This window comes from Methylobacterium sp. UNCCL125, from assembly GCF_900116795.1.
Lineage (GTDB): Bacteria > Pseudomonadota > Alphaproteobacteria > Rhizobiales > Beijerinckiaceae > Methylobacterium > Methylobacterium fujisawaense.
The window spans coordinates 96,972-120,944 of the sequence record NZ_FPBW01000012.1; the positions used below are offsets into that span (position 1 = coordinate 96,972).

At 69.4% G+C, this 23,973-nt stretch carries 24 protein-coding genes; 11 read left to right on the forward strand and 13 right to left on the reverse strand.

From position 1 onward, the window contains the following. Positions 1-68 precede the first annotated feature (68 nt). Complete coding sequence (locus BM396_RS13990) at positions 69-1,355, forward strand: hemolysin family protein (protein WP_043381697.1); 1,287 nt, start codon at positions 69-71, stop codon at positions 1,353-1,355. 1 nt (position 1,356) lies between these two features. Here the strand turns inward: BM396_RS13990 and BM396_RS13995 are convergent, their stop codons facing one another. Beyond that, positions 1,357-2,697: a glutamate--tRNA ligase gene (locus tag BM396_RS13995; RefSeq protein WP_043381700.1), complete on the reverse strand. Its 1,341-nt coding sequence runs from the start codon at positions 2,695-2,697 to the stop codon at positions 1,357-1,359. Positions 2,698-2,845: 148 nt separating this feature from the next. Between BM396_RS13995 and BM396_RS14000 the strand changes: the two genes are divergently transcribed. Continuing rightward, entirely contained in the window at positions 2,846-4,123 is a 1,278-nt protein-coding gene (locus BM396_RS14000; protein ID WP_043381702.1) for an NAD(P)/FAD-dependent oxidoreductase, read from the forward strand. Between the two features lie 14 nt (positions 4,124-4,137). Here BM396_RS14000 and BM396_RS14005 read toward each other — a convergent pair whose 3' ends face one another. Together BM396_RS14005 and BM396_RS33325 are read right to left on the reverse strand one after the other, a co-directional pair. After that, positions 4,138-4,608 (reverse strand): hypothetical protein, encoded by a 471-nt coding sequence (locus BM396_RS14005; RefSeq protein WP_043381705.1) that lies wholly within the window; start codon positions 4,606-4,608, stop codon positions 4,138-4,140. Further along, entirely contained in the window at positions 4,605-4,796 is a 192-nt protein-coding gene (locus tag BM396_RS33325; protein ID WP_244538877.1) for a hypothetical protein, read from the reverse strand. The genes BM396_RS14005 and BM396_RS33325 overlap by 4 nt, the downstream gene beginning before the upstream one ends. Before the next feature lie 421 nt (positions 4,797-5,217). On the opposite strand from BM396_RS33325, the gene BM396_RS14015 reads away from it, so the two are divergent. The 3 genes from BM396_RS14015 to BM396_RS14025 are packed head-to-tail and all read left to right on the forward strand — an operon-like array spanning position 5,218 to position 8,190. Beyond that, positions 5,218-5,865, forward strand: a complete 648-nt coding sequence (locus BM396_RS14015; protein WP_078947025.1) for a TadE/TadG family type IV pilus assembly protein — start codon at positions 5,218-5,220, stop codon at positions 5,863-5,865. Next, positions 5,844-6,509, forward strand: coding sequence for a TadE/TadG family type IV pilus assembly protein (locus BM396_RS14020; protein ID WP_043381709.1), 666 nt, complete (start codon positions 5,844-5,846; stop codon positions 6,507-6,509). The genes BM396_RS14015 and BM396_RS14020 overlap by 22 nt, the downstream gene beginning before the upstream one ends. Then, entirely contained in the window at positions 6,481-8,190 is a 1,710-nt protein-coding gene (locus BM396_RS14025) for a TadE/TadG family type IV pilus assembly protein (protein ID WP_043346221.1), read from the forward strand. Before BM396_RS14020 ends, BM396_RS14025 begins: the two co-directional genes overlap by 29 nt. 48 nt (positions 8,191-8,238) lie before the next feature. Here the strand turns inward: BM396_RS14025 and dksA are convergent, their stop codons facing one another. From dksA to BM396_RS14045, 4 genes are all read right to left on the reverse strand, one after another. Then, complete coding sequence (dksA, locus tag BM396_RS14030) at positions 8,239-8,658, reverse strand: RNA polymerase-binding protein DksA (protein WP_012322444.1); 420 nt, start codon at positions 8,656-8,658, stop codon at positions 8,239-8,241. Between the two features lie 182 nt (positions 8,659-8,840). Further along, positions 8,841-9,848 carry a hypothetical protein gene (locus BM396_RS14035; protein ID WP_043381712.1) on the reverse strand — a complete coding sequence of 336 codons (1,008 nt, stop codon included), beginning with the start codon at positions 9,846-9,848 and terminating at the stop codon, positions 8,841-8,843. Between the two features lie 2 nt (positions 9,849-9,850). Next, complete coding sequence (locus BM396_RS14040; protein WP_043381714.1) at positions 9,851-11,224, reverse strand: MBOAT family O-acyltransferase; 1,374 nt, start codon at positions 11,222-11,224, stop codon at positions 9,851-9,853. Positions 11,225-11,461: 237 nt separating this feature from the next. Then, complete coding sequence (locus BM396_RS14045) at positions 11,462-12,709, reverse strand: Hsp70 family protein (RefSeq protein WP_043381716.1); 1,248 nt, start codon at positions 12,707-12,709, stop codon at positions 11,462-11,464. Between the two features lie 155 nt (positions 12,710-12,864). On the opposite strand from BM396_RS14045, the gene BM396_RS14050 reads away from it, so the two are divergent. Continuing rightward, positions 12,865-14,361, forward strand: a complete 1,497-nt coding sequence (locus tag BM396_RS14050; RefSeq protein ID WP_043381719.1) for a helicase HerA domain-containing protein — start codon at positions 12,865-12,867, stop codon at positions 14,359-14,361. 117 nt (positions 14,362-14,478) lie between these two features. Here BM396_RS14050 and BM396_RS14055 read toward each other — a convergent pair whose 3' ends face one another. Beyond that, positions 14,479-14,907, reverse strand: a complete 429-nt coding sequence (locus BM396_RS14055) for a flagellar assembly protein FliX (protein ID WP_043381720.1) — start codon at positions 14,905-14,907, stop codon at positions 14,479-14,481. Between the two features lie 242 nt (positions 14,908-15,149). On the opposite strand from BM396_RS14055, the gene BM396_RS14060 reads away from it, so the two are divergent. Genes BM396_RS14060 through BM396_RS14070 form a run of 3 tightly spaced genes read left to right on the forward strand, consistent with a single transcriptional unit; the run spans position 15,150 to position 17,128 of the window. After that, on the forward strand, positions 15,150-16,286 hold the full coding sequence (locus BM396_RS14060) for a flagellar basal body P-ring protein FlgI (RefSeq protein WP_043352227.1): 1,137 nt from the start codon (positions 15,150-15,152) through the stop codon (positions 16,284-16,286). A 25-nt stretch (positions 16,287-16,311) separates the two neighbouring features. Continuing rightward, positions 16,312-16,668: a rod-binding protein gene (locus BM396_RS14065; RefSeq protein WP_043381723.1), complete on the forward strand. Its 357-nt coding sequence runs from the start codon at positions 16,312-16,314 to the stop codon at positions 16,666-16,668. Beyond that, entirely contained in the window at positions 16,655-17,128 is a 474-nt protein-coding gene (locus BM396_RS14070) for a hypothetical protein (RefSeq protein WP_043352231.1), read from the forward strand. The genes BM396_RS14065 and BM396_RS14070 overlap by 14 nt, the downstream gene beginning before the upstream one ends. 8 nt (positions 17,129-17,136) lie before the next feature. Here BM396_RS14070 and BM396_RS14075 read toward each other — a convergent pair whose 3' ends face one another. From BM396_RS14075 to BM396_RS14095, 5 genes are all read right to left on the reverse strand, one after another. After that, positions 17,137-17,472: a porin family protein gene (locus BM396_RS14075; protein WP_043381726.1), complete on the reverse strand. Its 336-nt coding sequence runs from the start codon at positions 17,470-17,472 to the stop codon at positions 17,137-17,139. Position 17,473: 1 nt separating this feature from the next. After that, positions 17,474-17,734, reverse strand: coding sequence for a hypothetical protein (locus tag BM396_RS14080; protein WP_043381729.1), 261 nt, complete (start codon positions 17,732-17,734; stop codon positions 17,474-17,476). A gap of 150 nt (positions 17,735-17,884) precedes the next feature. Beyond that, positions 17,885-19,480 (reverse strand): flagellin, encoded by a 1,596-nt coding sequence (locus BM396_RS14085; RefSeq protein WP_043381732.1) that lies wholly within the window; start codon positions 19,478-19,480, stop codon positions 17,885-17,887. 2 nt (positions 19,481-19,482) lie between these two features. Next, the gene (flgK, locus tag BM396_RS14090) at positions 19,483-21,339 is read right to left on the reverse strand and encodes a flagellar hook-associated protein FlgK (protein ID WP_043381736.1); all 1,857 of its coding nucleotides are present in this window, start codon (positions 21,337-21,339) and stop codon (positions 19,483-19,485) included. Between the two features lie 34 nt (positions 21,340-21,373). Continuing rightward, entirely contained in the window at positions 21,374-22,636 is a 1,263-nt protein-coding gene (locus tag BM396_RS14095; protein WP_043352240.1) for a flagellar hook protein FlgE, read from the reverse strand. 298 nt (positions 22,637-22,934) lie between these two features. Here BM396_RS14095 and BM396_RS14100 point away from each other — a divergent pair, with 298 nt between their 5' ends. After that, entirely contained in the window at positions 22,935-23,402 is a 468-nt protein-coding gene (locus BM396_RS14100; RefSeq protein WP_043352241.1) for a BLUF domain-containing protein, read from the forward strand. Between the two features lie 9 nt (positions 23,403-23,411). Then, positions 23,412-23,870, forward strand: a complete 459-nt coding sequence (locus tag BM396_RS14105) for a response regulator (RefSeq protein ID WP_043352244.1) — start codon at positions 23,412-23,414, stop codon at positions 23,868-23,870. Positions 23,871-23,973: the final 103 nt, after the last annotated feature.

Consider the following 23,973-nt stretch of genomic DNA (forward strand, 5'->3'; position numbering starts at 1 on the left):
ATGTTGCAGGACCGCGCCACCAGAGGAAGCCGTCCCCGCCCAGCGGGGTGCCGGCTCAATGATCCGGTCTGATCGAGCTCCTCGTCGTCGTCCTGCTGATCGCGCTCAACGGCGTCTTCTCGCTGTCGGAGCTGGCCCTGGTCTCGGCTCGCAAGAGCCGGTTGCGCGCCTTGGCCGAGGAGCGCCGTGCCGGCGCGAGGGCCGCCCTCGCGCTGGCCGAGGAGCCGGGGCGGTTTCTGTCCACCGTTCAGATCGGCATCACGCTGATCGGCATCCTCTCCGGCGTGGTCTCGGGCGCGGCTCTGGGCGACCGCCTCGCCCTGATTCTGATCGATCTGGGCTTGGGCAAGGGCTGGGCCGACACATTGGGCTACACCCTGGTGATCGGCGTGATCACCTACCTGTCGGTGATCATCGGCGAACTGGTCCCCAAGCACCTCGCCTTGCGCAACCCCGAACGGATCGCCTGCATGGTGGCGCCCGGCATGCGGGTGGTCTCGCGCGCGGCTCTGCCGGCCGTGTGGCTCCTCGACGCCTCGACGCGGGCGGTGTTCCGGCTGATCGGCCAGGAGACAGAAAGCGCCAGCGCGGTGACCGAGGAGGAGATCCGTAGTCTCGTGGCCGAGGCCGAGACCGCGGGCGTCATCGAGGGCGACGAGCGGGCGATGATCTCCGGGGTCCTGCGCCTCGGCGACCGTCTGGTGCGCGGCGTCATGACTCCGCGCACCGACGTGACCTGGATCGATCTCACCGATGATCCGGAGACCGTCCGGGCACGCATTTTCGCCAGCCCCTATGCCCGTCTGCCCGTCGCCGATGGTGGCCCCGACGCGATGATCGGCGTGCTTCAGCTGCGCGACCTGATCGGCCCCTTGTCGCGAGGGGAGCCCCTCGACCTGCGCGCGCAGGTCCGCGCGGCGCCGGTGCTTCCGGACACGCTCGATGCCCTCGACGCCCTGGATACGCTGCGCCGGGCCTCGGTGCCCATGGCCCTGGTGCACGACGAGTATGGACATTTCGACGGGCTCGTGACCCCGGCCGACATCCTCGATGCCATCGCCGGGGCGTTCCTGTCGGAGGATACGGAGCCGGACGCGGTACCCCGCCCGGACGGGTCCTGGCTGATCGCGGGTTCGATGCCGGTCGATGAACTGACCGACCGGCTGGGCCTGCGTCTCCCGCCATCGCGCGACTATGCGACGGTCGCCGGCCTGGTCATCGCGGTGCTCCAGCACCTACCGGAGACGGGCGAGACCTGCGACATCGCCGGCTGGCGGTTCGAGGTCGTGGATCTCGACGGCCGGCGCGTCGACAAGTTGCTCGCGAGCCGTCTCGCCGAAACCGAGGCTTCGTAGCTCAAGCGGTCTCGCCGGACAGGCGCCGCGCCGCGCGTGCCCGTCCGATCAGCGGCAGCAGACCCGCGAGGTCCGGGCCGTGCTCCAGCCCGGTCAGCGCGAGGCGGAGCGGCATGAACAGGCCCCTCCCCTTCGCGCCGGTCCGGCTGCGGATCTCCGTCGTCCACGCTTTCCAGGTCTCCGGGCCGTATGGCTCCGGGGGCAGGGTCTCGCGAGCGGCCGAGATCACGGCCGGCTCGGTGAGGACAGGCTCGACCGGGCCGGCGACGACGCGCCACCAATCGGCCGCCTCGGGGACACGGCCGAGATTGGCCCGGACCGCCAGCCAGAAGGCTTCGGCCCGATCCGCCGGAATCCCGAGATCGGCGAGGCGCGCGGCCGCCTCCGCGTACGGCATGGCGTGGATCAGTCGGGCGTTGAGGCCGTCGAGTTCCGCCGGATCGAACCGGGCGGGCGCCCGCGAGATCTCGCCGAGGTCGACGAGGCGCGCGAGGGTGTCGAGATCTGGGACGGCCCGCACGGATTCGGCCGAACCGGTGAGCACGGCCAGCGAGCGGACCGCCGCGGGCTCGTAGCCGGCCTCGCGCAGGCCCCGCAGCGACAGGTGGCCGAGGCGCTTCGACAGCCCCTCCCCGTCGGCGGTCGTCAGCAGGTTGTGGTGGCCGAAGACCGGCACGGTAGCGCCCAGGGCCTCGAAGATCTGCACCTGCACGCCGGTGTTGGTGACGTGATCCTCGCCGCGGATGACGTGGGTGACGCCGAGATCGGCGTCGTCCACCACCGACGGCAGCGTGTAGAGATAGCTGGCATCGGCGCGGATCAGGACCGGGTCCGACAGGGACGCGCAGTCGACATGGGCCGGACCGCGGACGAGATCGTCCCAGGTGACGGTCCGCGCCTCCAGAAGGAAGCGCCAATGCGGGCGGCGGCCCTCGGCCTCGAACGCCGCGCGCTCCTCGGCGGTGAGCCGCAGAGCCGCCCGGTCGTAGATCGGCGGCTGGCCGCGTCCGAGCTGGCGTTTGCGGCGGCGCTCCAGCTCCTCCGGCGTCTCGTAGCAGGGATAGAGCCGGCCCGCTGCGCGGAGGCGGTCGGCAGCGGCGTCATGCTGCGCCTTGCGGGCGCTCTGCTTCGCGAACAGATCGGGCACGATGCCGAGCCACGCGAGATCCTCGGCGATCGCCGCGGCGAAGGCTTCCGTGGAGCGCTCCGCGTCGGTGTCGTCGAGCCGCAGCAGGAAGCGCCCCCCGGTCCGGCGGGCGTACAGGGCGTTGAGCAGGGCCGGCCGGGCGTTGCCGATATGGAGGTAGCCGGTCGGCGACGGTGCGAAGCGGACGAGAGTCATGGACCGCTCTGTAGCCGATCTCTGCGGGAATGTGCGCGGGACTTCATGACGGCGCCGGACCGATGCACCGCCCTGCGAAGTCCCGCTACCCAGGAGGTGGAAAACCCGTCAGAAGGGCGCGCGTGGTGCGGTGCGGGATATGAGCGGCATGGCGACGGACGGGACGGCCGACATCGTGGTGGTCGGCGGCGGGATGGTCGGCCTCGCCAGCGCCATCGCGCTGAAGGATCGCGGCCTCGACGTGGTCCTGTGCGATCCCGGCGAGGCCCGAGCCCGGACCTCCTACGGCAATGCCGGCGTGGTCAGCCGCGGCTCGATCCTGCCGATGTCGAGCCCCGCCCTTTGGGGCAAGCTCCCGGCCTACCTGCGCAACGCCGATTGCGGCCTGCGCCTGCACTACGCGCATCTCCCGCGGATCATCCCCTACACGGCGCATTTCCTGGCGGCCGCCCGCGCCTCCCGGTGGCGCCGCGCGGCAGCGGCGCTGCTCCCCCTGACGACCGCCGCCTATCCGGCCCATGAGCGGCTGGCCGCCCGGGCGGGGACCGGCGACCGGCTCCAGCGGACCGGCTGGATCAAGGCCTATCGCACGGAAGCGGCCTTCGCGGCCGCGGCCCTGGAGCGGGAGATCCTGGCGAGCCACGGCGTCGCCTTCGAGATCCTCGATACGGCGGCCCTGCGCGCCCTCGAGCCGGCCCTGGTGCGGCCCTACGCGCGGGGGATGCTGCTGACCGAGACCGGCTCGGTGCGCGAGCCCGGCCGTCTCATCGAGGCCTGCGAAGCCCTGTTCGACGCTCTCGGCGGTCGCCGCCTGCGCAGCCACGTCGCCCGCTTGGCGCCCGAGGCGGGCGGGTGGCGCATCGATCACGACAGCGGCACGGTGCAGGCCCGCCAGGTCGTCCTGGCGGCCGGCGCCGCCTCGGGAGCGATCGCCCGATCCCTCGGCTATCGCTTCGCGGTGGCGGCCGAGCGCGGCTACCATCGCCACTACGCCCTGCATCCGGACAGCCCGCCGCTGACCCGGCCAGTCCTCGACACGGGGGCCGGCTCCATCCTGTCGCCGATGGGCGACCACCGGGTGCGGGTCCTGTCCGGCGTGGAACTCAACGCCCGCCGCGCCGCACCCGATCACACCCAGATCGAGGCGGCATCCCGGGAAGCGGCCGGAACGCTCCGGCTCGGCGGGCCCCTGGACAATGCGCCGAGGCTCGGCTCCCGCCCATCGACGCCCGACGGGATGCCGGTCATCGGCCGGGCCCCGCGTCACCGTGGCCTGCTCTTCGCCTTCGGCCACGGCCATATCGGGCTGTCCACCGGGCCGATCACCGGCGAGATCGTCGCCGATCTCGCCACCGGCCGCACGCCCGCGGTGCCGGTGGCCGCCTTCGCGCCGGAGCGGCTTCTGCGCTGGCCGCGCCTGCTCTGACGGCGCTCCCGCCCTCAGCGCCAGTCGTAGGGGTTGTAGGGCTCGAGCGCAGCCTGGACCTTCCGCAGGACGTCCGGCTGCCGCTGGAGATCGGCCTCCCGGGCCAAAGCCCGGAGGAACGCCTGCGGGCCATGTTCCAGATCCCGCGCCAAGCCGTCGTAGCGGTCGGTGGGCTCGACATGGGGGGGATTCACCGCGACGCGGTACGCGAGGCCGCAATTCGGCGGGTCGATCCCGAGCCGATAGCAGATCCGCACCCGGGCGAAGGGCACGTCAGGGCGATAATCGACCCGGTACCCGCCGAACTGGAAGGCACCTCCGGTCACGCGCTCGGCATAGGCCAGCGTCCGCCCAACCGTGGTGAAGCCGGCGGTGCGCCGATCGCGCACGAGGTCGATCGCCGCGCGCTCCGTCGGGACGAAGGGCTGTGCACAGGCGGTACCGGACACCAGCGCGGCCAGGAGAGCGGGAACGACGAATCTCATGGCTTCTTCATGCAGACCGCGACGGGCTCGGCATCCTTGGCCGCCTTGGCGGTCATGTCGAGGCAGCCGACGGTGGATATACCGTCCGTCTGTGTCACGGACGGCAAAACCGCCATGCCCCGGCAATAGGCACCGATCAATTCCTCGTCACGACGACAGGCCACATCCAGGCGCACTTGGCTGTTCATCGACGGCCCCGGCGGACCGGGCGGCCCGGCCGGACCCGTCTCGCCCGTGGGACCGCGTGCCCCGGTCGCTCCGTTCAAGCCCGCAGGCCCCGCTGGCCCCGTAGGCCCCCGGTCACCCGTCGCACCGGGAGGTCCTGCCGGCCCCGGCTTCGGCGCGTCACAGGCGCCGAGCGCGAGCGCCATCGCGCCGAGCAGGAGCGCGATCGGTGGGCCTCTCATGCGGGTCTCCGGTGGGGCTTGCGCAGAGGGAACTTGGTGCGCAACCCAATCGGGTCAACGGCGCCTCGTCGATCGCCCGCATCGATACAACCAAAAGTAGTAGTCCCTGGATAAACCAGCTCTCGCCGATCGAATTAAGAGTTTTGCAAAATCTTGGCCTCACATCGACTTGTATGGCCATGTCTGACTGATCTGCTTGCTCATGAACGCCCGAAGACACTTCAGCGCGCGGAGCAAAGCGACGTCAGGTTGTCTGCTGAAGAGCCTGGGGCGTGACGCCAGCGGCGCGGCCGCGGTGGAATTCGCCCTCGTGGCGCTGCCCTTTCTCGCGCTGTGCGGCGCGGTCATCCAGATCGCCTTCCAGATCTGGGCGACGCAGAACTTCGATCGCGCCCTGCAGAACGCGGTCCGGACGATCTTCACCGGCCAGTTCCAGCTCGACACGGCGGGTCAGACCGATCCGGCGATCCTGCTCGCGGCCCTGAAGACCCGGATGTGCGGTCCGGCCAGCACGCCCGTCGCCACGGTCTTCAATTGCCAGAACGTCAAGATCGACGTCGCGACGGCGAGCAGCTTCGCGAATGCCACCGCCGCCAAGCCGATCGATACCGCGACGGGTACGTGGAACACCAGCTTCGGCAGCAACTACAAATGCGCTTCGCCGGGGACGATCGTGATCGTCACCGCGGCGGTGCCGTTCCCGACCTTCTTCAACCTGATGGGTCTGAACACGCGGCAATTCACCAGCGGCTCCGCAGCGGGATCGAGCCTTCTGACCTCTACCGCGGTGTTCCGGACCGAGCCCTACCAGATCGTCGGAGGGAGCCCATGCCCGTCGTCTCCGTCCTAGCCCGCAAGGCAGCGCGGCTGCGGCGCGACGGGCGTGGCGGCGCGATGGTCGAATTCGCCGTCATCCTGCCGCTCCTGCTCGCGATCTGGGCCGGCATGACCGAGGTGGCGCACGCCATCGACGAGTGGCGCAAGCTCACGCAGCTCGCCCGCACCGTGGCGGATCTGACGGCGCAGGGCGACACGCAGAACCCGATCAGCCCCACCTTGATGAACGACATCATCGCCTCCGCCACGGCGGTGATGCGCCCGTTCGATACGTCGAAGGTCACGATCGTGGTCAGCGCCATGGGCGTCGACCTGAAGAACCCGAGCCCGGTTCCGCTGGTCTGCTCCAGCGTCGCCAACGCCAACGCCACCGCGCGCAGCCCCGGATCCGCGGCCGACCTCACCGTCCCGGACGGCTACCTGACGCCGGGGATGCGCTACGTCCAGGCGGAAGTCACCATCAGCTACGCGCCGATGATCGGCAGCACCCTGGTCAAGCTCGCCAAGGGCGTCAGCGGCACGATCACATTCAAGAGCAGTGCACCTTGGCCGACCCGCGGCGGAAAGGCCTATGGCGCCAACACGTACACCGAGGTCGTCCTTCCGGACACCAAACACGCGAATTGCGATGGCACAGTGGTCAATCGTGCGTCCTGACAGCGCGCCCAAGCCGCGGCGACCCCGGTTCTTCCACGATCGCGGCGGCAACGTCGCGCTGCTGTTCGCGTTCCTCAGCGTGCCGATGCTGATGCTCGGCGGCGCGGCGATCGATTACGGGTTCGCCACACGGCTGGAGACGAAGCTGCAGGCCGCGACCGATGCCACCGCCCTGCTCCTCTGCCAGACGCCGCTCGCCACGCCGCAGGCCGACCTCAACACCCTCGCCGTGACGACCATGACCGGCGCCATGGGGACCGCGAACCTCGTGGTCGATCCTCTGGCCATCACCAACAACCCCCGCAAGATCACCCTGACCACGCACAAGCTGTCGACGACCTTCTTCGGCGCGCTCACCGGCACCAAGCGGATCAATCCGGGCGCCGTGGCGCAATGCGCCACCCCGCTTCCGAAGACCTTCGAGATCGCGCTGGTGCTGGACAATACCGGTTCGATGGCGGAATCGAGCGGCGGCCAGTCGAAGCTCAAGGCCGTGCAGTCGGCTGCGGCGAACTTCGTGGACTACGTCTACACCAGCGCGGCCTTCTCCAGCGCGACCAAGATCGCGATCGTGCCCTTCGCCGGCGCCGTGGCGGTCGATCCGACGGCCTACCGCTACGCCTCCTGGATCGATCTGAACGGCATATCGAGCTACCACTGGACCAATATTGTCCAGTCGCCCCCCGCGCCGTTCAAGAGCCGCTTCGACGTCTTCGCCAAACTGCAGGCCGTCAACCGCGCCTGGGGCTGGGCCGGGTGCCTCGAAACGCTGTCGTACCCGCTTAACGTGCAGGACGGCGCGCCAACCGCCTCGAACAAGGATTCCTACTACGTGCCCCTCCTGGCACCGGACGAGCCGGGGGATGCCAGTGCGCAGGTCGCTCCCTTCCCCGTCGGCAGCCAGAATCCGACGGCCTACAGCTACAACAGCTACCTCGACGACCGCACCGGCGGCAGCTGCCAGAACAGCAATTCCTACACGACGGCGCTCGGACAGGCGTGCAAGTACGTCAACCCGACGGACGCCGTGTCCGCCTCTCCCCTCGGCATCCCGAACGGTCCGAATTTCGGCTGCACGACTCAACCGCTTCAACGGCTGACCAACAACACATCGACCCTGAAGACCCTCATCAGCAACATGGCGCCGCTGGGATCGACCAATATCCATGAAGGGTTCATGTGGGGCTGGCGCACGCTCTCGCCCAACAGCGTCTTCGCCGACGGACAGCCCTACGCGTCGAGCACGAACAGCTCGAACGCGTCGACGATCAACAAGGTCATCATCCTGATGACGGACGGCACCAACAGCTGGAGCGCCAATCCGTACGCGCCCACCGGATCGCTCTATTTTGCGGCCGCCTACTTCAAGAACGCCAACGGCACGACACCCAATCCGCGCATGCCGCCGAAATACCAGAACATCGCGGATGCGAACACGGCCCGCTCCGCCCTCGACGCCCTGACGGCCGAGGCGTGCAGCAACGCCAAGGCGGTGAACATCTCGATCTACACGATCGGATTCAGCATTCCGTCCGACCCGATCGACGCGGCGGGTCAGACCCTGTTGAAGAACTGCGCCTCGTCGGCCGACCAATACTTCCTCGCCAACACGTCGGACGACCTGATCAAGGCCTTCCAGACGATCCAGGCGAGCATCGGCGCGCTGCGCCTGACGCAGTAGACCACCCGGTCGGAAAAAGCGGCGCCCCGGCGTTGAGCCGGACCGCGCTCAGTCGTCGCGGTAGACCCGCTCGCGGCGCTCGTGCCGCTCCTGGGCTTCGAGCGACAGGGTGGCGATCGGCCGCGCGTCGAGCCGGCGCAGGGAGATCGGCTCGCCGGTCTCCTCGCAGAAGCCGTAGGACCCGTCCTCGATCCGGGCGAGAGCCGCGTCGATCTTGCCGGTGAGCTTCCGCTGCCGGTCCCGCGCCCGGAGCTCGATCGCCCGGTCCGTCTCGGACGAGGCGCGATCGGCGAGGTCGGGATGGTTCTCGTTCTCGCTCTGGAGCGCCACCAGCGTATCCTGCGCCTCGCGCAGGATGTCGTTCTTCCAGCTCAGCAGCTTGCGCCGAAAGTATTCGCGCTGCCGGTCATTCATGAAGGGCTCGTCGTCGGACGGGACGTAGCCGTCCTCCAGCTGCACCTTCGCCATGCGTCACCCTCGCTGGATGGTAAACCGCCCACCAGGGGATGGCCGGTGTGCGGCGATAACGTGAGGTGCCGTATAGTCGAGGTGCCTCAGCGCTACAACGCACACAGATGCAGGGGTTGTAACCGGCTGTCACTGCATCGCCGCGTGCGGCAAACAGGCCACGGTACAGATCTTTTACGCTGTCATCGGGTCCGCAGCCGTACGATCGCGGCGGCGATTTCAGCGGTGAGGCTTCGGGCGAGCGGCAGCCTGTAATGGGTCTGATCGAAGAACTGGTCCGGATCCGCCGCCGCGGACCGGCCGTCGCGCCAGTCGACCACCGTGCTCATGGCGTGCTGCGCGAGCACCGCGCGCACTTCGGCCCGGCAGGCGGCCTCCGCCCGCGCCCGAGGGCTGCCGGGCGGCGGCTCGGCCCGCGCGTAGACCGGGGGAAAGACCACCACGACCGGCGTCGCCGCCGGGATACGGGCCAGCTCGGTGCGCAGCCGCGCTGCGATCGGGAACGGGCCGCCATGATGCGGTTCCGGCTCGGGTCCGGCCGGCTTTTCCAGGGCCGCCTTCTTGGCCGGATCGACGCCGAAGCCCTGGCTCAGATAGTTGCGCTCGTAATCCCACCAGCCGTCGGCCGCGGCGGTCTTGTGGCGCGGATTCAGGAGCCAGCCGAGGCGGTTGACCGTCTCCTGCGCGGCCGAGAAGCGGACGAGCCCCCTCAGATAGGCGGGCCAGTCGCCGACGAGCCAGTAGGGGAATCCATGCTCGCTCGGAAAGGCGGGGTCGTCCGCGCACCAGAATGCATCGGCCGAGAGCACGATCGCGTCGGGCCTCGCATGGTGCTTCAGATACCAGCCGAGCAGGGCGAACTGCTCGGAGGGACCGGTGGCCGGCACCGAGAGCTGCAGGAACGGAATGCCGGTGAGCCGCGTCAGGGCTGCCGGCTCGATCAGCTGGATATGCGAATTGCCGATCACCACGCCTGAATAGGCCGGATCGCGCCCGCGCATGGCCGAGGCGGTGCGGGGTCCCTGCGGCCGCACGGCGCCCCGGGACAGCAGCGTCGAGCGTCCGGTATCGTAGGGATCGACCACGACCGCGAGGGCCAGATAGCCCGCGAACAGGCCGACCATCGACAGGGCCAGGATGCGGACGAAGGCACGCCAGTCCCGATCGGTGGTGGGGGGAGCGGGCGCCATCCTCAGAACTGGAAGTAGATGAACTCGTAGTTCGCATCGTCGCCGATCTTCAGCAGGACGAGCACGAACAGCAGCGCGAAGCCGCAGGCGAGGAGCCGCCGCGGCGGCAGGCGGTGCACCGCAGTCCAGGCGGTGGGCCCGACCGTGGCGACCAGGGCGGCGATGGCGATGGTGCGCCACTTGAAGCCCGAGCCCCTGGGCGCCAGCCCGAACAGGCCCTTGAAGATCACGAGGGCCGCCTCGAAGCTCGTCGCCCGGAACAGCACCCAGGTGAGCACGACGAATAGGCTGGTGAGCGCCCAGCCGAGGGGCGCGGGGATCGCGATCCGGGCGCGGCGCGCCAGCACCCCGGCCCCCAGGCCGATCCCGTGGAGCGCCCCCCAGGCGAGGAAGGTCAGGCCCGCCCCGTGCCAGAGGCCGCCCAGCGTCATGGTGGCGGCGAGCGCCCCGACCTGCCGCGGCAGCCCGCGGCGGTTCCCGCCCATCGGCACGTAGAGGTAGTCGCGCAGGAAGCGCGACAGGGTCATGTGCCACCGCCGCCAGAAGTCGCGCAGGGAGGTGGCGCGGTAGGGCGCGTCGAAATTCTGGGGCAGGACGAGGCCGAACAGCAGCGCGATGCCCAGTGCCATGTCGGTGTAGCCGGAGAAGTCGAAATAGATCTGGAAGGTGAAGCCCAGCGTCGCCTGCCACGCCTCCACCACCGTGACGGCCTTGCCGGCGGCGGCGGCCTGGAAGACCGGATTCACGTATTCCGCGAGCGGATCGCCGAGGAACACCTTCTTGGCCAGCCCCACCGTGAGCAGCATCAGCCCGCGGGCGAAGCGCTCGGCGGCGTCGGGCCGCGCGTAGGGCGCCTCGTCGAACTGGTGCATGATCTCGCTCCAGCGCACGAGCGGGCCGGCGAGAACCTGCGGGAAGAAGGCGATGTAGAGGGCGTATTTCACGAGCCCGAAGCTCGGCGCCCGGCCGGCCCGCAGGTCGGCGAGATACATGATGTGGTGGAAGGTGAAGAACGAGATGCCGAGCGGCAGGGCGAGGCCGAGTCGCTGCGCCTCCAGGCCGGGGATCAGGTTGGCGAGATCGGCCGCGAAATCGAGGTACTTGAACACCCCCAGGAGGGCGAGGTTGGCGGCGATGGCGACCGGGATCAGCCATCGGCCGGGCCTGTGCCGATAGAGACGGGCCACGCACCAGTTCGCCAGGATCGAGCCGGCGAGCAGCGGCACGAACCGGACATCCCACCAGCCGTAGAACACGAAGGACAGGCCGACGAGGAGCGGCAGCCGCCACCCGGGCGCGGCGCGCGCCACCAGCCCGTGCAGGATCAGCGCGGCCGGCAGGAAGGCGAGGAGGAAGACGAAGGAGTTGAACAGCATCGGGCGAGGCGGCGCGGAGGAGCCCGGATGGGCCGCCGTTGTCTCCGAGCGGAAGGGACCGCCTTGTCGGGGATCGGGGCCGGCCCGTCAATCGCAGCCGCGCGATCGCGGCCATTCGGCAGCGCGGCGCCGCAGCAACCCCGTCTCAGGTACAAGCGTCCCGGTTGATGCAGCCCTCTAGGTCATCCGGGCGACGCCGAGTGCCTGAGGGCCGGGCGACGTCACCCGGGTGCGGCCTCACGCTCCGCGACGGGCCGCCTCGATGGTCAGGCCCAGCCCCACCGAACCGAACGTGTCCCCCTCCACCACCCGGGCGGCGGGCAGCGCGGCCGTGAGCGCGGCGCGCAGATGCGGCAGGCCGGTGGACCCGCCGGTCAGGAACAGGGCGTCGACCCGGTCGGCCGGCAATTCCGCCTGCGCGAGGCAGCGCGCGATCCGGGCCGCCACGGCCCGCGCGAGGTCACCGGTCTGGGCCGACAGGGTCGCGCGATCCACCGGCACGGAGAGGCCGCGCTCCAGAAGGCCGAGATCGAGCACCGTCGCATCCTGCTCGGAGGCCGCGATCTTGGCGCCTTCCACCGCCCCGGCCAGGGCGTGTCCGCGCTCCCCCTCCACCGCCTCGCGCAGCCGCGCGAGCAGGTCGGGCCGGGCGCCGTCGCGGATCACCTCGTCGATCTCCCGCAGGGTCTTCTGATTGTAGAGACGGTTGATCGCCGACCACGTGGCGAGGTCGTGGTAATAGGCGTTCGGCACCGCCAGGTCGCCCCGGCGCATCGGGCTTCCGAGGCCGAGGAGCGGCATCACCGTGCCGAGGCTGAGCTGACGGTCGAAATCGGTGCCGCCGATCCGCACGCCGTCATTGGCCAGGATGTCGCCGGCCCGGTCCGGCCGCCCCCGGCGCTCCGGCGCGAGGCGCACGATCGAGAAATCCGACGTGCCGCCGCCGATATCGGCGACCAGCGCGATCTCCTCGGACCGGACCTGCCGCTCGTAGTCGAGGGCGGCCGCGATCGGCTCGTACTGGAACGAGACCTCCCGGAAGCCGACGTCGCGGGCGATGTCCCGCAGCGTGTCTTCGGCGCGGCGGTCCGCCTCCGGATCGCCGTCGACGAAGTGGACCGGGCGGCCATGGACCACGCTGTCGAGGCTCTGGCCGCAGGCGGCCTCGGCGCGCTCCTTCACGGCCGTGAGATAGCGGGCGATGACGTCGCGCAGGCGCAGCCGCTGGCGGCCGACCGGTGTGGCCTCATCCATGAGCGGGGTGCCGAGGACGGATTTCAGGCCGCGCATCATCCGGCCGGACCGGCCCTCGACATAGGCCGCCGTCGCGGCCCGGCCGATGATGGGCTCCCGGCCGAGTTCGAAGAAGATCGCGCTGGGGATCGTCCGGTGCGCGCCTTCCAGGGGCAGCAGCGTCGGTCCGTCCGGGCCGTTATGCCCGAGGGTGGTGTTCGACGTGCCGAAGTCGAGGCCGCAGGCCGCCATCGTGTCGTAGATCCGGGTTCGTTCTGGGAGGCCGGTGGCCGTACAGGGCCGCGGCGTCCGGGTCCAGGCCGGGCGCGGCACGGCTGGTATGGCGGGAAGCGTGGACAGCGCGACGGCGGCGCACCCGGATCCGTCGGGCCGTGCTATGAGGCCTTATGCGTTCCGACATCGATCTCGGCCTGACCGGCGAGCGCCCCGCGCTCCTCGACCTCACCGAACTGCTCGCCACGCGGCTTCTGGTCCAGGGCAATTCGGGTTCCGGCAAATCGCATTTGCTGCGGCGGCTGCTGGAGCAGAGCGCCGGCCTCGTGCAGCAGGCGATCATCGACCCCGAAGGCGATTTCGCCAGCCTCGCCGACCGCTACGGTCACGTGGTGGTCGAAGCGGACGGCGACGACGTCGCCCTTCAGCGCATCGCTGCCCGGGTGCGGACGCACCGGGTCTCGGTGGTGCTGTCGTTGGAAAATCTCGACGCCGACGGGCAGATGCGGGCCGCTGCGGCCTTCCTGGGCGGCCTGTTCGATGCCGACCGCGACCATTGGTACCCGATGCTGGTGGCCGTGGACGAGGCGCAGCTCTTCGCCCCAGCGGCGGCCGGCGAGGTCTCGGACGAGGCCCGGCGCCTCTCGCTCGGCGCGATGACCAACCTCATGTGCCGCGGCCGCAAGCGCGGCCTCGCCGGCATCATCGCGACGCAGCGCCTCGCCAAGCTCGCCAAGAACGTCGCGGCCGAGGCCTCGAACTTCCTGATGGGCCGGACCTTCCTCGACATCGACATGGCCCGCGCCGCCGACCTGCTCGGCCTGGAGCGCCGGCAGGCCGAGACGTTCCGCGATCTACCGCGCGGCCATTTCGTGGCCCTTGGCCCGGCCCTGTCGCGGCGCCCGCTGACCATCGCGGTCGGACCGACCCAGACCGTGAGCCGGAGCTCCTCGCCGGTCCTCGTCCCCCTGCCCGACGCCCTGGAAGACGCCCGCGCGCTGATCCTCACGGCAAGCCCGGAGGAGATCGTGGCGCCGTTGGCCCCGCGCCCGAAGCCGCGCCCCACTCCGGCGCCGGACGTGCTCGTCCAGCTCGCCAATTACCGGCCGCCGGTGCCCGCCGAGGAGCCGGAAGAGGAGCCCATGGACCCGGAGGCTCGCGAGGCGGCCCTCGCCGAGGTTCTGGCCTCCGTGCTGGCGGATGCCGACGCCGCCGCCTGCACGCCCGCGACGCTCTATCAGGACTTCACCGTCCGCTGCCGCATCCGCCGCCTACGGGGCGACACGATGGGCCTGCCCGAGTTCAAGCGGCGACTCGCCGTGGCGCGGGCCGAGGCCGGGGGCGCGGTGGCGGACAATTCCGGCTGGGAGCAGGCCCAGGCGATCGCGGCGAGCCTGCCGGACGATCTCGCCGGCCTGTTCCTGGTGGTCGCCCGGGCCGCCATCGAGGGTGCCCCCTGCCCGACCGACACCATGCTGGCCGAGGCCTACGGCACCAGTTCGGGCGGCCGGGCGCGGCGGATGCTGGCCTATCTCGAGGAGCGCGGCGCCATCGTCACCCGCAAGGACCTGCGCGGTGCGCCGATCATCGCGGTGCCGGATCTCGGCGTCGAGACCGGACCGGGCGAGCCGCAGATGCTGCCGGCGGGACCGAAGCGGCGGGTGGTATAGCCGGGCCGGGCTCGCGTCCGACGCAACAGCTATCGCGCGCGCCGCGACGGGCCGAAGCGGCGCGCGGTGCCGCCGGACGGTGTGCCTCTGCTCGCGCCGACCGTCGCGGACGCCCGGTCAGACGCCCCGGGCCATCTCCAGCTTGGCGAGTTCCACCGCGGCCCGCAGCTCGATCTCGGCCATCAGGCCGTCCAGCCGCGGATCTCCCGACAGGCCCGCACGCTCGTTCAGCCGGCCGGCGATGGCGCGCAGCTCCTGCGGTGCGACGCGGCCACCGAGAAGCGCCGCCTTCAGTCGGTCGAGACCATCGAGAAGGTCGCGGCCGCGCTGGGCCGAGCGCCGCCGCCGCTCCTGGGGTGTATCGGCCTCGGACTGGAGAAGCAGGACCGCGTCCAGCCCGGCCAGCGTCGCGGCGGCTGCCGGCGCACCGGCCCCCGTCCCGGGAGCCGGGGCCGCACCGAGGCTGAAGCCGGCGCCCCCCTCGGGCTTCCGGGGAGCCGCGACGCCGCCGGCACTCTGGATCGGCTGGCGAGTCTCGACACGCATGATCCGGTTCGCGTTGCTCCAAGCGCCCCCGCGCAGGACCCGAAACTCGGCCCCTAGGGTTAAGCGCGGGTAAACGAGGCGGCAGAAGCTGCCGGGTCGGCAGGTTCGGTCCCGGTGCGTCGGAACGCGCTGCCGGGGACCCGGAGCGAAAAATACCATTCCTTCAAAGCCTTGCCGCACCGGCTCGACTGGCACGGCCCTGGCAGGATGGCGGCAGGTCCGTTCTTGGTCGAAAATCCGGCATGCGCCCGCGTCACGCGTTCTGTCCCCTCCGGTTTCTGCTCGGTGTCGTCGCGGGCGCCCTGCTGCTCGCCGCCCTGCCCGGGCCGGCGCTGGCCCTGTCGCGCGTCAAGGACCTCGCCTCCATCGAGGGCGTCCGCCAGAACCAGCTCGTCGGCTACGGGATCGTGGTCGGCCTCAACGGCACCGGCGACACGCTGAACAACATCCCGTTCACCAAGCAGTCGCTGCAGGCGATGCTGGAGCGCCTCGGCGTCAACACCCGCGGTGCCACGATGCGGACGCAGAACCTCGCCGCCGTGATGGTGACGGCGAGCCTGCCGCCCTTCGCCGCGCAGGGCACGCGGATCGACGTGACGGTCTCGTCTCTGGGCGACGCCAAGTCCCTCCAGGGCGGCACCCTGCTGGTGACGCCGCTCCTCGGCGCCGACGGCGAGGTCTACGCCCTGGCGCAGGGATCGGTGGCGATCGCGGGATTCTCGGCCGAGGGCGATGCCGCCAAGATCACCCGGGGCGTGCCGACGAACGGCAGGATCTCCAACGGCGCCAATATCGAGCGCGAGATCGCCTTCAAGCTGAACGACGCACGCGCGCTGCGACTCTCCCTGCGCAATCCCGACTTCACGACCTCGAAGCGGATCGCCGCCGCGATCAACGACTTCATGGGCGCCGACACCGCCGAGCCCACCGATCCGGCAACCGTCACGATCCAGATCCCGACCCGCTACAACGGCAACATGATTCGGCTGATCACCGAGGTGGAGCAGCTGAAGGTCGAGCCGGACCAGACCGCCCGGGTCGTCGTCGACGAGCGCTCCGGCATCATCGTCATGGGCCGGGACGTGCGCGTCTCCACCGTGGCGATCGCGCAGGGCAACCTCACCGTGACCATCACGGAACAGCCGCAGGTGAGCCAGCCGGCGCCGCTCTCCAATGGCCGCACCGTGGTGGTGCCGCGCACCGGCGTGAAGGTCGATACCGGCGACGGCAACAAGCTCGCCCTGGTCAAGGAGGGTGTCAGCCTGCGCGAGCTGGTCGACGGCCTCAACGCGCTGGGTGTCGGCCCGCGGGATCTGATCTCGATCCTGCAGGCGATCAAGGCGGCCGGCGCGCTTCAGGCCGACATCGAGCTGATGTGATCAACCGGACCTGGAGGGTCGAACCATGCTGCAACTCGCCAGTCTCGCGGCCAATGCCGCCGGCATCGGGACCTCGGTCGCCGGGAGCGCCGTCGACGGGGTCATCAAGTCGGCCAGCAAGGCCAAGGCTTGGAAGACCGCCACCGAGTTCGAATCGATGTTCTTGGAGAACAGCCTGGATCGGCTGACCCAATCGGACGGCACCGAGGGACCGTTGGGCGAGAACGGCACCGGCGGCGGTGTCTACCGCTCGATGCTGACCAAGGAATACGCGACCCAGATCGTGAAGAGCGGCGGCGTCGGCATCGCCGATTCGATTTTCCGTGAGATCATGAAGATGCAGGGTGCGGCGAGCGATGGAGCGACCAATGCAAAGGGCTGAACCGCTGCGCGTCGCGGACCGGGTCACCGCCGAGGCCCTGGTGGCCGGCGTGCTCGGCAACATGGCCGCCCTGGAGGCCGTGCTCGCCGAGGAGGCTGCCTTCGTCCGGGAGGGCCGCCTGCAGGAGGGCGTCGCCGCGGCCGAGCCGAAGGCCGCGCTGGCCGCCGCCTACATGCAGGGCCTCGAGGTCGCGAAGGCGAACGCCGTCGCGCTGAAGCGCTTCCATCCCGACGGGGTCGAGGCCCTGCGCACGGCCCATCGCCGTTTCACCGCGGCCGTGGAGGCCAACCAGACGGTGCTCGCCAGCGCCAAGACCGTATCGGAAGGGCTGATCAAGACCCTGGCGGAGGAGATCGGCCGGGCTCAGCTGCCGTCCGGCTACGGCCGGCAGATTCCGGCCCCCTCCCCGTACGGCCGCGGCGTGCGCAGCGGACCGCTGGTCCTCTCGCGCAACCTCTGAGCCGCGCCTCAACGGCGGCCGGTGCCGATCCGAAGGTAGGTCCGCACCTCGCCGAGATCCGTGTCCGCGCGGTTGTCGATCGCGAGGCGGCCGGCGACGGCCGGCGCCGCCGCCACGCCATGCCCCGCGCCCAGATCCGCTCCCGCCGTGACGCGGCCCGAGATGCGGATGCAGCCGCCGCTCCCCGGCAGGCGCACGAAGCCCGGCCCCTTGGAGGGGCACGGCACAGGTCCGGGCGTCTTGGGCAGGTCCCGGAGATCGAGGGCGGCGGCTGTCCCGGCGCCGGACAGGCCCGCCGCGATGAGAGCCGCCATAACCGCCAGCATGCGGAGCCGGCCGCGCATCTCAGGCGGCCTGGCGCGCGAGATTCCGGTGAAGCTGGTCGATGTACTGCTCGACCTCGCCGATGAACGGATCGAGATCCGGCTCGTGGATGCGCAGACGGGCGAGGTCGCGCAACAGGATGTCGAGGGCGATGGCGCGCTCGCCGGGATGGGCATAGCCCGCAAGATACGCCTCGACGGCCTGTTCCACCATCCCGATCGCGCCGATCCGCGGCGCGATCCCGAGGCGAAGGACGAGTTCGATGGGTCCGGGCAGCGACATGCCGACCTCTCCTCGATCGAATCACGGCGCGTGGGCGCGTCCGCACGCCGCGGTTCAATCCCGGAAAACGGCAGGACTATGGTCGCTCGGGCCGAGACGGATCTTTCGGATACCGGCCGCGCTCGGTCGGGGACCAATCTCCGTGAACGATCAGCTGATGTAGTTCACCAGTGACAGCTTGGAGAGCGTCGAGGTGACCTGATAGCTGGCCTGGAGCCGGTTCTGCACGTCGAGCAGCTTGGTGATCACCTCCTCGGGGGAGGCCTGCTCGATTCCGTCCAGGGTGTTCTGGACGGTGTTCTGGGTGGCCTTGTTGGTCGTACTGGCGTTCGAGAGGCGCGCCGACGCGATGGTCAGTTGCGTGACCGTGTCCTGGACGCTGGGGGTCTGGCTGGCGGAAGCCAGCAGCCCGCCGGCCTTGGTCGCGACGGCCTGATAGGTGTTGTAGGTGCTGGCATCGTTCGTGGTCGGCAGGGCGTAGGCCATGGTCGCCAAGCCCGCCAGCACGTTCTGGATCTCGGCCGTGTTGGCCCGCGCTCCCGTGCCGACGGTGCCGGTCGCGCTGACCTGGACCGACTGGGTGTCGATCGCAGAGGTCGGCTCCGGCGGCGTCTTGGACGTGTCGTAGGTGTTCTCGCCCTGGTACCAGAGCACCGTCGTGTTCGGGTCGGGGCTTGCATATCCGACCGGGTTGGTTCCGGAATAGACGACCCGCTGGGGGATCACGCCGTTTCCGCCCGGCCCCCCGTTCACGGACCCGCTGAAGAACTGCGTCGCCGCGTCGGCGGTGGCCTTCACCGCGAGCGTGCTGCTCGCCGCGCCCGTCAGCGCCTTCGTGAGGGTATCGGAGAGGTTCTTCATCGTTTCGGCGGAGTTGGCGCCGATCGCGAAGGTGGAGTTCGAGCCCGCAACCACGCTGGTCGCTGCGGTCAGCGTGATGGTCGTGGACGTCCCCTCGGGTGTCACCAGCGAGAAGCTGATGCTGTCGCCGGGGGCCGGCTGAGCGCTCGCGCTCGTCAGATTGACGGTCAGGGTCGCCGGGACCGTGCTCGAGACGGAGGCGGTCAGAGCCCCCGTGGCCGTCGCGGTGCTGCCGAGGGTGAAGCCGAAATTGCCGCGCGTCCCGGGGTTCGATTCCTCCGTGACCTGGATCGGGATCGCCGTCGACGCGCTCTGCGTCAGCCGGCCGTTCCCCTGGGTGCCCAGCTGTGCGCTGACCCGCTCGTTGATGACATCCGTGAGGCCGTCGAGCGTTTGGCCGGTCGAGTCGGTCGATCCGTTGAGGATCGTGTTCGCATCGAGCACCGGCTGGGTCTCGGTGTTGGTCCCGCCGAACAGGTAATTGCCCGCCGCCGACTGATTGAGCGTGTCGAGCACCGTCTGGAGGTTGGCCAGCGCCGTCGCGCGGCCGGACACGGAGTTCGCCGCCACGCTCTGCAGGCCGTTCTGCAAGGTCGACGCGGTGCTCGTCCCGATACTCGCCACCTGTGTCAGGCTCGTCACCGCCAAGTTGGTGCGGGTCTGGGCCGCGGTGATGCCGCTGGCATAGCCGTTGAGGGCGCTCAAAGTGGCCTGAGCCGCCAGCGCTGTGGAGCGACCGGAGCCGAGCCCGCCATAGGTCTGCGAGACCTGACCGCTGGAGAGCTGGTTCGACAGGTCGTTGAGCTGGTTCTTCAGCGTCAGGAGCTGCGAGGCGTTGCGATTCGTGATGTACGAGCCGGCCGCGAAGGGGGTGATCGTCGTCATGATCAGATCTGCAGCAGCTGGTTGAGCATGTCGCGGGCCGCCGTCAGCACCCGGGCGTTGGCGCCGTAGGCGGTCTGCAAAGCGATCAGATTCGACATCTCCTGGTCGATATTGACGCCCGCCCCGGCGGAGAACCGGCTTTGGGCGGTGGAGAGCGCCGTCTGCTGGGTGTCGTCGATCGCCGAGGCGTTCGCGGAGGCCGCCCCCTGGGTCGAGACGATGTCCTGCGCGAAGCCGATCACGGTGGCATTGTAGGGCGCCGAGACACCGCCGATGCCACTGGACGACGAGAAGGTCTGCTGGGTGGAGGTCAGCGCCGCGAACAGCTTCTGGGCGCGTGACCCGGAGGCGCTGGGATCGGTGGCGCTCGTCTGGGTGAGCGCCGCCGTGTTTCCGGACAGGGCGGCATTGACCGTGATGCGCTGGGCGAATCCGGTGAGCTGCGAGCCATTGTCGAGCGAGCCGGTGTAGAGCTTGTTGGGCGTACCGTCGACGAACAGGGCGAGCGACGGGTTGCCCGAGGTCAGGTCACTGACCGACGACATCGGGGTGATGTTGGCCGTCGCCGACGTCACCGTGTCGGAACTCCCGGCCGCCGGCCCGATCACCAGCGCGGCGCCGGTGCCCGAAGCCGCAACTTTGGCGGAGAGACCGAGATTCCCGAGGGCCGTGTTGATCGCGCCGGCGTAGTCCGATCCGCTGCTCGGAATCTTGAACGTCTGGACGAGGGCCGTGGAATCCTTGGTCTGGCTCGCGGGGACTGACGTGGCGTCATCGTTGGACGCGACCAGGATGACGTTGCGCACCGTGCCGTTCACCGTCACCGGGAAGGTCAGGGTGTTGCCCGGCTGGATGCCGGTCAGGTCGATGGACGTCTGCGTGCCGTTGGACGTGCCGGTGACGGTCTTGTCGCTGAGCGCGCTGGCCAGGCCAGCCGCGAGGTCGTCCAGCTGACGTTGCGCCTGCGGCAGGGTCTGGTCGCGCAGTTCGATCCCGGCGGCCAAGCTCCCGGAGCGCAGCACGCCGGGGGCGCCGAGATCGATCTTGCCGCCGCCCGGCAGCGTGGCCGTGATGGTGCCGACCGTGCGCTGCGTCGGATCGGTGGAATAGGCGGAATTGGCGTCGAGGATCCCGCGTCCGTCGAAGCTGAGCGTCGCCGCGTTTCCGTGATCCACCAGTGTGACCCCCGACCGAGTCATCACCGAGACCGTTCCGTCCCTCTGATCGGACGTCTGGACATCCATGTAACTGGACAGGCTGTTGATCGCCTGGTCGCGCTGGTCCTGAAGGGCGGTCAGCGTGGTGCTGTCGGTGTTGTTCTGGATCTTGCCGTTCAGGGTCGCGATGTTGGCGAGCAGCGTGCTGGCGGCGCTCGTATCGCTGCCCAGTTGCGATTCGATGCCGGTACGCAGGTTCTGAACCGTGCCGGCGGAACTGTTGATCAGGCTCGCGAGCGCGGAGGCGTTGCCCAGCACCGTCGTGCGGGCGGCCGCCGAGGTCGGATTCGCCGCGAGTTCCTGAAGCGACTGCGTGAAGGTGTTCAGCGTGCCGTCGAGGGAGGTCGAACTGCCCGGCGTCCCGTAGAGGGCATCGAGCTGGGTGGCGATGCCGGCCTTGGTGCTGGTGTAGGCAGCCCCCGATGTCTCCAGCCGCAGCTGGTTCAGGGCCGCAGCGTCGAAGCTGCGGGTGATCGTCCCGACGGCGACACCCGAATTGTTGGTGCCGGTGGCGACCGTCGAGACCGTCCGCTTGACGTAGCCCGCAGTCCCCGCATTGGCGACGTTCTGCGAGACGATGTTGATGGCCGCCTGCGTGGCGGCCAAACCCGCGGTCGCGGTCGAAATCGCGTTCAGCGACATATCACGGCCTCCGCGTCGCGAGCCCCGGCCTCAATCAGCGAATCACGTTCAGCAGGTCAGACATCATCGTCTGCGCCGTCGACATGACCCGCGTGTTCGCAGAGTACGCCTGCTGGGTTACGATCATCTTAGAAAATTCGCTGGCAATGTCGGTATTGGATTGCTCGATGCTGGCACCATTGATCGTGCTGCCGTTGAGACCGGTGAGCGGCGGCCCGGAATCGGCCGTCTGCAGATAATTCCCCTTCCCGTCGGCCTTCAGCCCGTCGGGATCGGCGAATTGCGAGATGCCCACGGTCGCGACGGGAATCACCGAACCGTTCGAGAATGTGCCGTTGATCTTGCCGTCCTCACCCACGGCGACGCTCATCAGGGTGCCGGCACTGTTGCCGCTCTGGCTTAGCGCCTTGGTGGTCACGGCACCGCTGGCATCCGCGTATTGGGTCAGGCCGCCGCTGATATCCAGGCTGAGCGACGAGAAGGTATAGTCGCCGATCTGCACGCCGGTCAGCGGTACCGGCGTGGTGGAGGCCGGGCTCGTGAGCTTACCGGTTGAGTCGAACGTGAAGGCCGGCCCGGTCTGCGTCCAAGACGGCGTGTCGGTGGTGCTGCTGTTGTAGTACAAGTCCCACGACGAGGGCGAGGTGCCGGCCGTCGTCGTCTGAACCCAGCGCATGCTGATCGTCACCGGTGCCCCGGTCGTGGTGTAGCCCGTGATCGAGGGACCGGCGATGCTGTTGGGTGGCTGAGCCGAGGCGCTCACCGTGGGCGTGGCCGGCAGGTTGGCCGAATACGTGATCGTCTTCGTCTCTTGCGCCGGAAGAGTCAGGTTGCCGATGTTGACGGGGCCCGTGCTGGTGACCTGACCGGTCGTGGGATCGAGGTTGGTCCCGGTCAGGTACCCACCCGCGCCGTTGACCAGATAACCGTCCTTGTCCTGCGAGAAGTCGCCGCGACGCGTGTAGACATTCGCGCCGCTGAAGGTTGGCGAATTGTTCGCGTCACCGGTCTTCTGCACCACGGTGAAGAAACCGGTGCCGCTGATCGACATGTTGGTCGGTACGCTGGACGAGACCACGTTGCCGGCAATCGTGTTCGTCAGCTGCGACTGGGCCAGGACGGATCCGGCGACCTCGCGTTTCGGCGTCGTCTCGGCCATCAGATCGACGAAGCTGGTGTCGATGCGCTTGTAGCCGGTCGTCTGCGAGTTCGCGATGTTCCCGGAGATGTTGCTGATGGCATAGGACTGCGCCTGGAGACCGGAGACCGAGGTCTGCAGGGCGGAAAAAAGATCCATGGCGAACGATCCCAATACGCGCCGCTCTGGCCCGCAGGCTCGATGCGCCGCAACCGGCATGCCAGGGCTAAGTCTTTGATATTTCGGAGCCGCGGCGTTCCGAACCCGGCAGGGTTCGCCGGGCGCGGCGGCGGTCCCGGCAGATCCTGCCGGGTGGGATCCACGCCCGGTCAGACGCGATCGGGTCGCGTTTACGCGGTGTTATTCCACACGCGCGAAGATACGGCCGGGCCAGGGCCACGCGCGGTGCGTCCTGACCGGAAGCACTGAACGGATACGGATTTCGGATCTCGGGATCATGCGGGCGAAACGGACGAGCCTCGTCCACATCATCTACTTCTCACGCCTGAACCTGTCGTCCGAACCGGCGAAGAGGTCCGAGCAGATCAATGAAATCGGCCGGACCGCCCAGAAGAAGAACGAGTTTGCGGTGATCACAAGCTTCCTGGTCATCGAGGGAAATTTCGCCTGCCAGGTGATCGAAGGCGAGCGCTCGTCGGTGCACGAGACCTTCGACCGGGTGAGCGCGGACAGCCGCCACCGGGATGTCCAGATCAGCGAGTGGCGCGAGATCGCCAAGCGCGAGTTCGTCCACTCGTTCAAGAGCGCGCAGCGTACCGCCGGCAACGACACGCTGTTTGCGAAGGCCAACCTTCTGCCGATGCTCCAGCGCGGCACGCCGAAGGCATCCGCGATCCACGGGCTTTGCCTGTCGCTCCAATCCGACGCGATGTCCCGGCAGGGCATCGACCATCTTTTCATCTGAGCCGCGCCGATGTCCGAGAGCGATACGCCCCCGATCCTCATCGTCGACGATCAGGAGAAGCTTCTCCGGCTGATCGTGATGCTGATGACACGCATCGGCTTCCCGGATGTCGAGGGCGTCACCAGCGCGACGGAGGCCCTGGAGCGGATGCGGCAGCGCCGCTACGCTCTGGTGATCTCCGACCTCGATATGGAGCCGATGGACGGGCTCAGCCTGCTGCGCGAGATCCGGGCCGACGACGCGCTGATGAACACGCCCTTCATGCTCACCGAATCGTCCTTCGACTTCGAGGACATCAACCTCGCCCACCAGGCGGGCGCGGACGCCTTCATCCTCAAGCCCTTCGACATGGCGGTGTTGAAGTCGAAGCTGAAGCAGGTGCTCAACCGCAAGCCGCGCAAACGCGAAATGCCGATCGCCTCGGAGTCGAGTCTGAGCGTCGAATTCCCGATGCTCGGCAAGTTCTGACGCGGCCCTGGCGTCGCGGGGGCGGCACAGCGGTCCGGGCAGCGCCGCCGCGATGAGCGTGGCGCCGCCGGATTGTCACGCCGCGCGCGACGACGCGCGGCGC

Excerpts from the sequence above, each read along its gene's own strand:
- BM396_RS13995 (WP_043381700.1), bottom strand. The coding sequence starts at position 2,697 with ATGACTCTCGTCCGCTTCGCACCGTCGCCGACCGGCTACCTCCATATC.
- BM396_RS14000 (WP_043381702.1), top strand. The coding sequence starts at position 2,846 with ATGGCGACGGACGGGACGGCCGACATCGTGGTGGTCGGCGGCGGGATG.
- BM396_RS14005 (WP_043381705.1), bottom strand. The coding sequence starts at position 4,608 with ATGAGATTCGTCGTTCCCGCTCTCCTGGCCGCGCTGGTGTCCGGTACC.
- BM396_RS33325 (WP_244538877.1), bottom strand. The coding sequence starts at position 4,796 with ATGAACAGCCAAGTGCGCCTGGATGTGGCCTGTCGTCGTGACGAGGAA.
- BM396_RS14015 (WP_078947025.1), top strand. The coding sequence starts at position 5,218 with ATGAACGCCCGAAGACACTTCAGCGCGCGGAGCAAAGCGACGTCAGGT.
- BM396_RS14020 (WP_043381709.1), top strand. The coding sequence starts at position 5,844 with ATGCCCGTCGTCTCCGTCCTAGCCCGCAAGGCAGCGCGGCTGCGGCGC.
- BM396_RS14025 (WP_043346221.1), top strand. The coding sequence starts at position 6,481 with ATGGCACAGTGGTCAATCGTGCGTCCTGACAGCGCGCCCAAGCCGCGG.
- dksA (WP_012322444.1), bottom strand. The coding sequence starts at position 8,658 with ATGGCGAAGGTGCAGCTGGAGGACGGCTACGTCCCGTCCGACGACGAG.
- BM396_RS14035 (WP_043381712.1), bottom strand. The coding sequence starts at position 9,848 with ATGGCGCCCGCTCCCCCCACCACCGATCGGGACTGGCGTGCCTTCGTC.
- BM396_RS14040 (WP_043381714.1), bottom strand. The coding sequence starts at position 11,224 with ATGCTGTTCAACTCCTTCGTCTTCCTCCTCGCCTTCCTGCCGGCCGCG.
- BM396_RS14045 (WP_043381716.1), bottom strand. The coding sequence starts at position 12,709 with ATGGCGGCCTGCGGCCTCGACTTCGGCACGTCGAACACCACCCTCGGG.
- BM396_RS14050 (WP_043381719.1), top strand. The coding sequence starts at position 12,865 with ATGCGTTCCGACATCGATCTCGGCCTGACCGGCGAGCGCCCCGCGCTC.
- BM396_RS14055 (WP_043381720.1), bottom strand. The coding sequence starts at position 14,907 with ATGCGTGTCGAGACTCGCCAGCCGATCCAGAGTGCCGGCGGCGTCGCG.
- BM396_RS14060 (WP_043352227.1), top strand. The coding sequence starts at position 15,150 with ATGCGCCCGCGTCACGCGTTCTGTCCCCTCCGGTTTCTGCTCGGTGTC.
- BM396_RS14065 (WP_043381723.1), top strand. The coding sequence starts at position 16,312 with ATGCTGCAACTCGCCAGTCTCGCGGCCAATGCCGCCGGCATCGGGACC.
- BM396_RS14070 (WP_043352231.1), top strand. The coding sequence starts at position 16,655 with ATGCAAAGGGCTGAACCGCTGCGCGTCGCGGACCGGGTCACCGCCGAG.
- BM396_RS14075 (WP_043381726.1), bottom strand. The coding sequence starts at position 17,472 with ATGCGCGGCCGGCTCCGCATGCTGGCGGTTATGGCGGCTCTCATCGCG.
- BM396_RS14080 (WP_043381729.1), bottom strand. The coding sequence starts at position 17,734 with ATGTCGCTGCCCGGACCCATCGAACTCGTCCTTCGCCTCGGGATCGCG.
- BM396_RS14085 (WP_043381732.1), bottom strand. The coding sequence starts at position 19,480 with ATGACGACGATCACCCCCTTCGCGGCCGGCTCGTACATCACGAATCGC.
- flgK (WP_043381736.1), bottom strand. The coding sequence starts at position 21,339 with ATGTCGCTGAACGCGATTTCGACCGCGACCGCGGGTTTGGCCGCCACG.
- BM396_RS14095 (WP_043352240.1), bottom strand. The coding sequence starts at position 22,636 with ATGGATCTTTTTTCCGCCCTGCAGACCTCGGTCTCCGGTCTCCAGGCG.
- BM396_RS14100 (WP_043352241.1), top strand. The coding sequence starts at position 22,935 with ATGCGGGCGAAACGGACGAGCCTCGTCCACATCATCTACTTCTCACGC.
- BM396_RS14105 (WP_043352244.1), top strand. The coding sequence starts at position 23,412 with ATGTCCGAGAGCGATACGCCCCCGATCCTCATCGTCGACGATCAGGAG.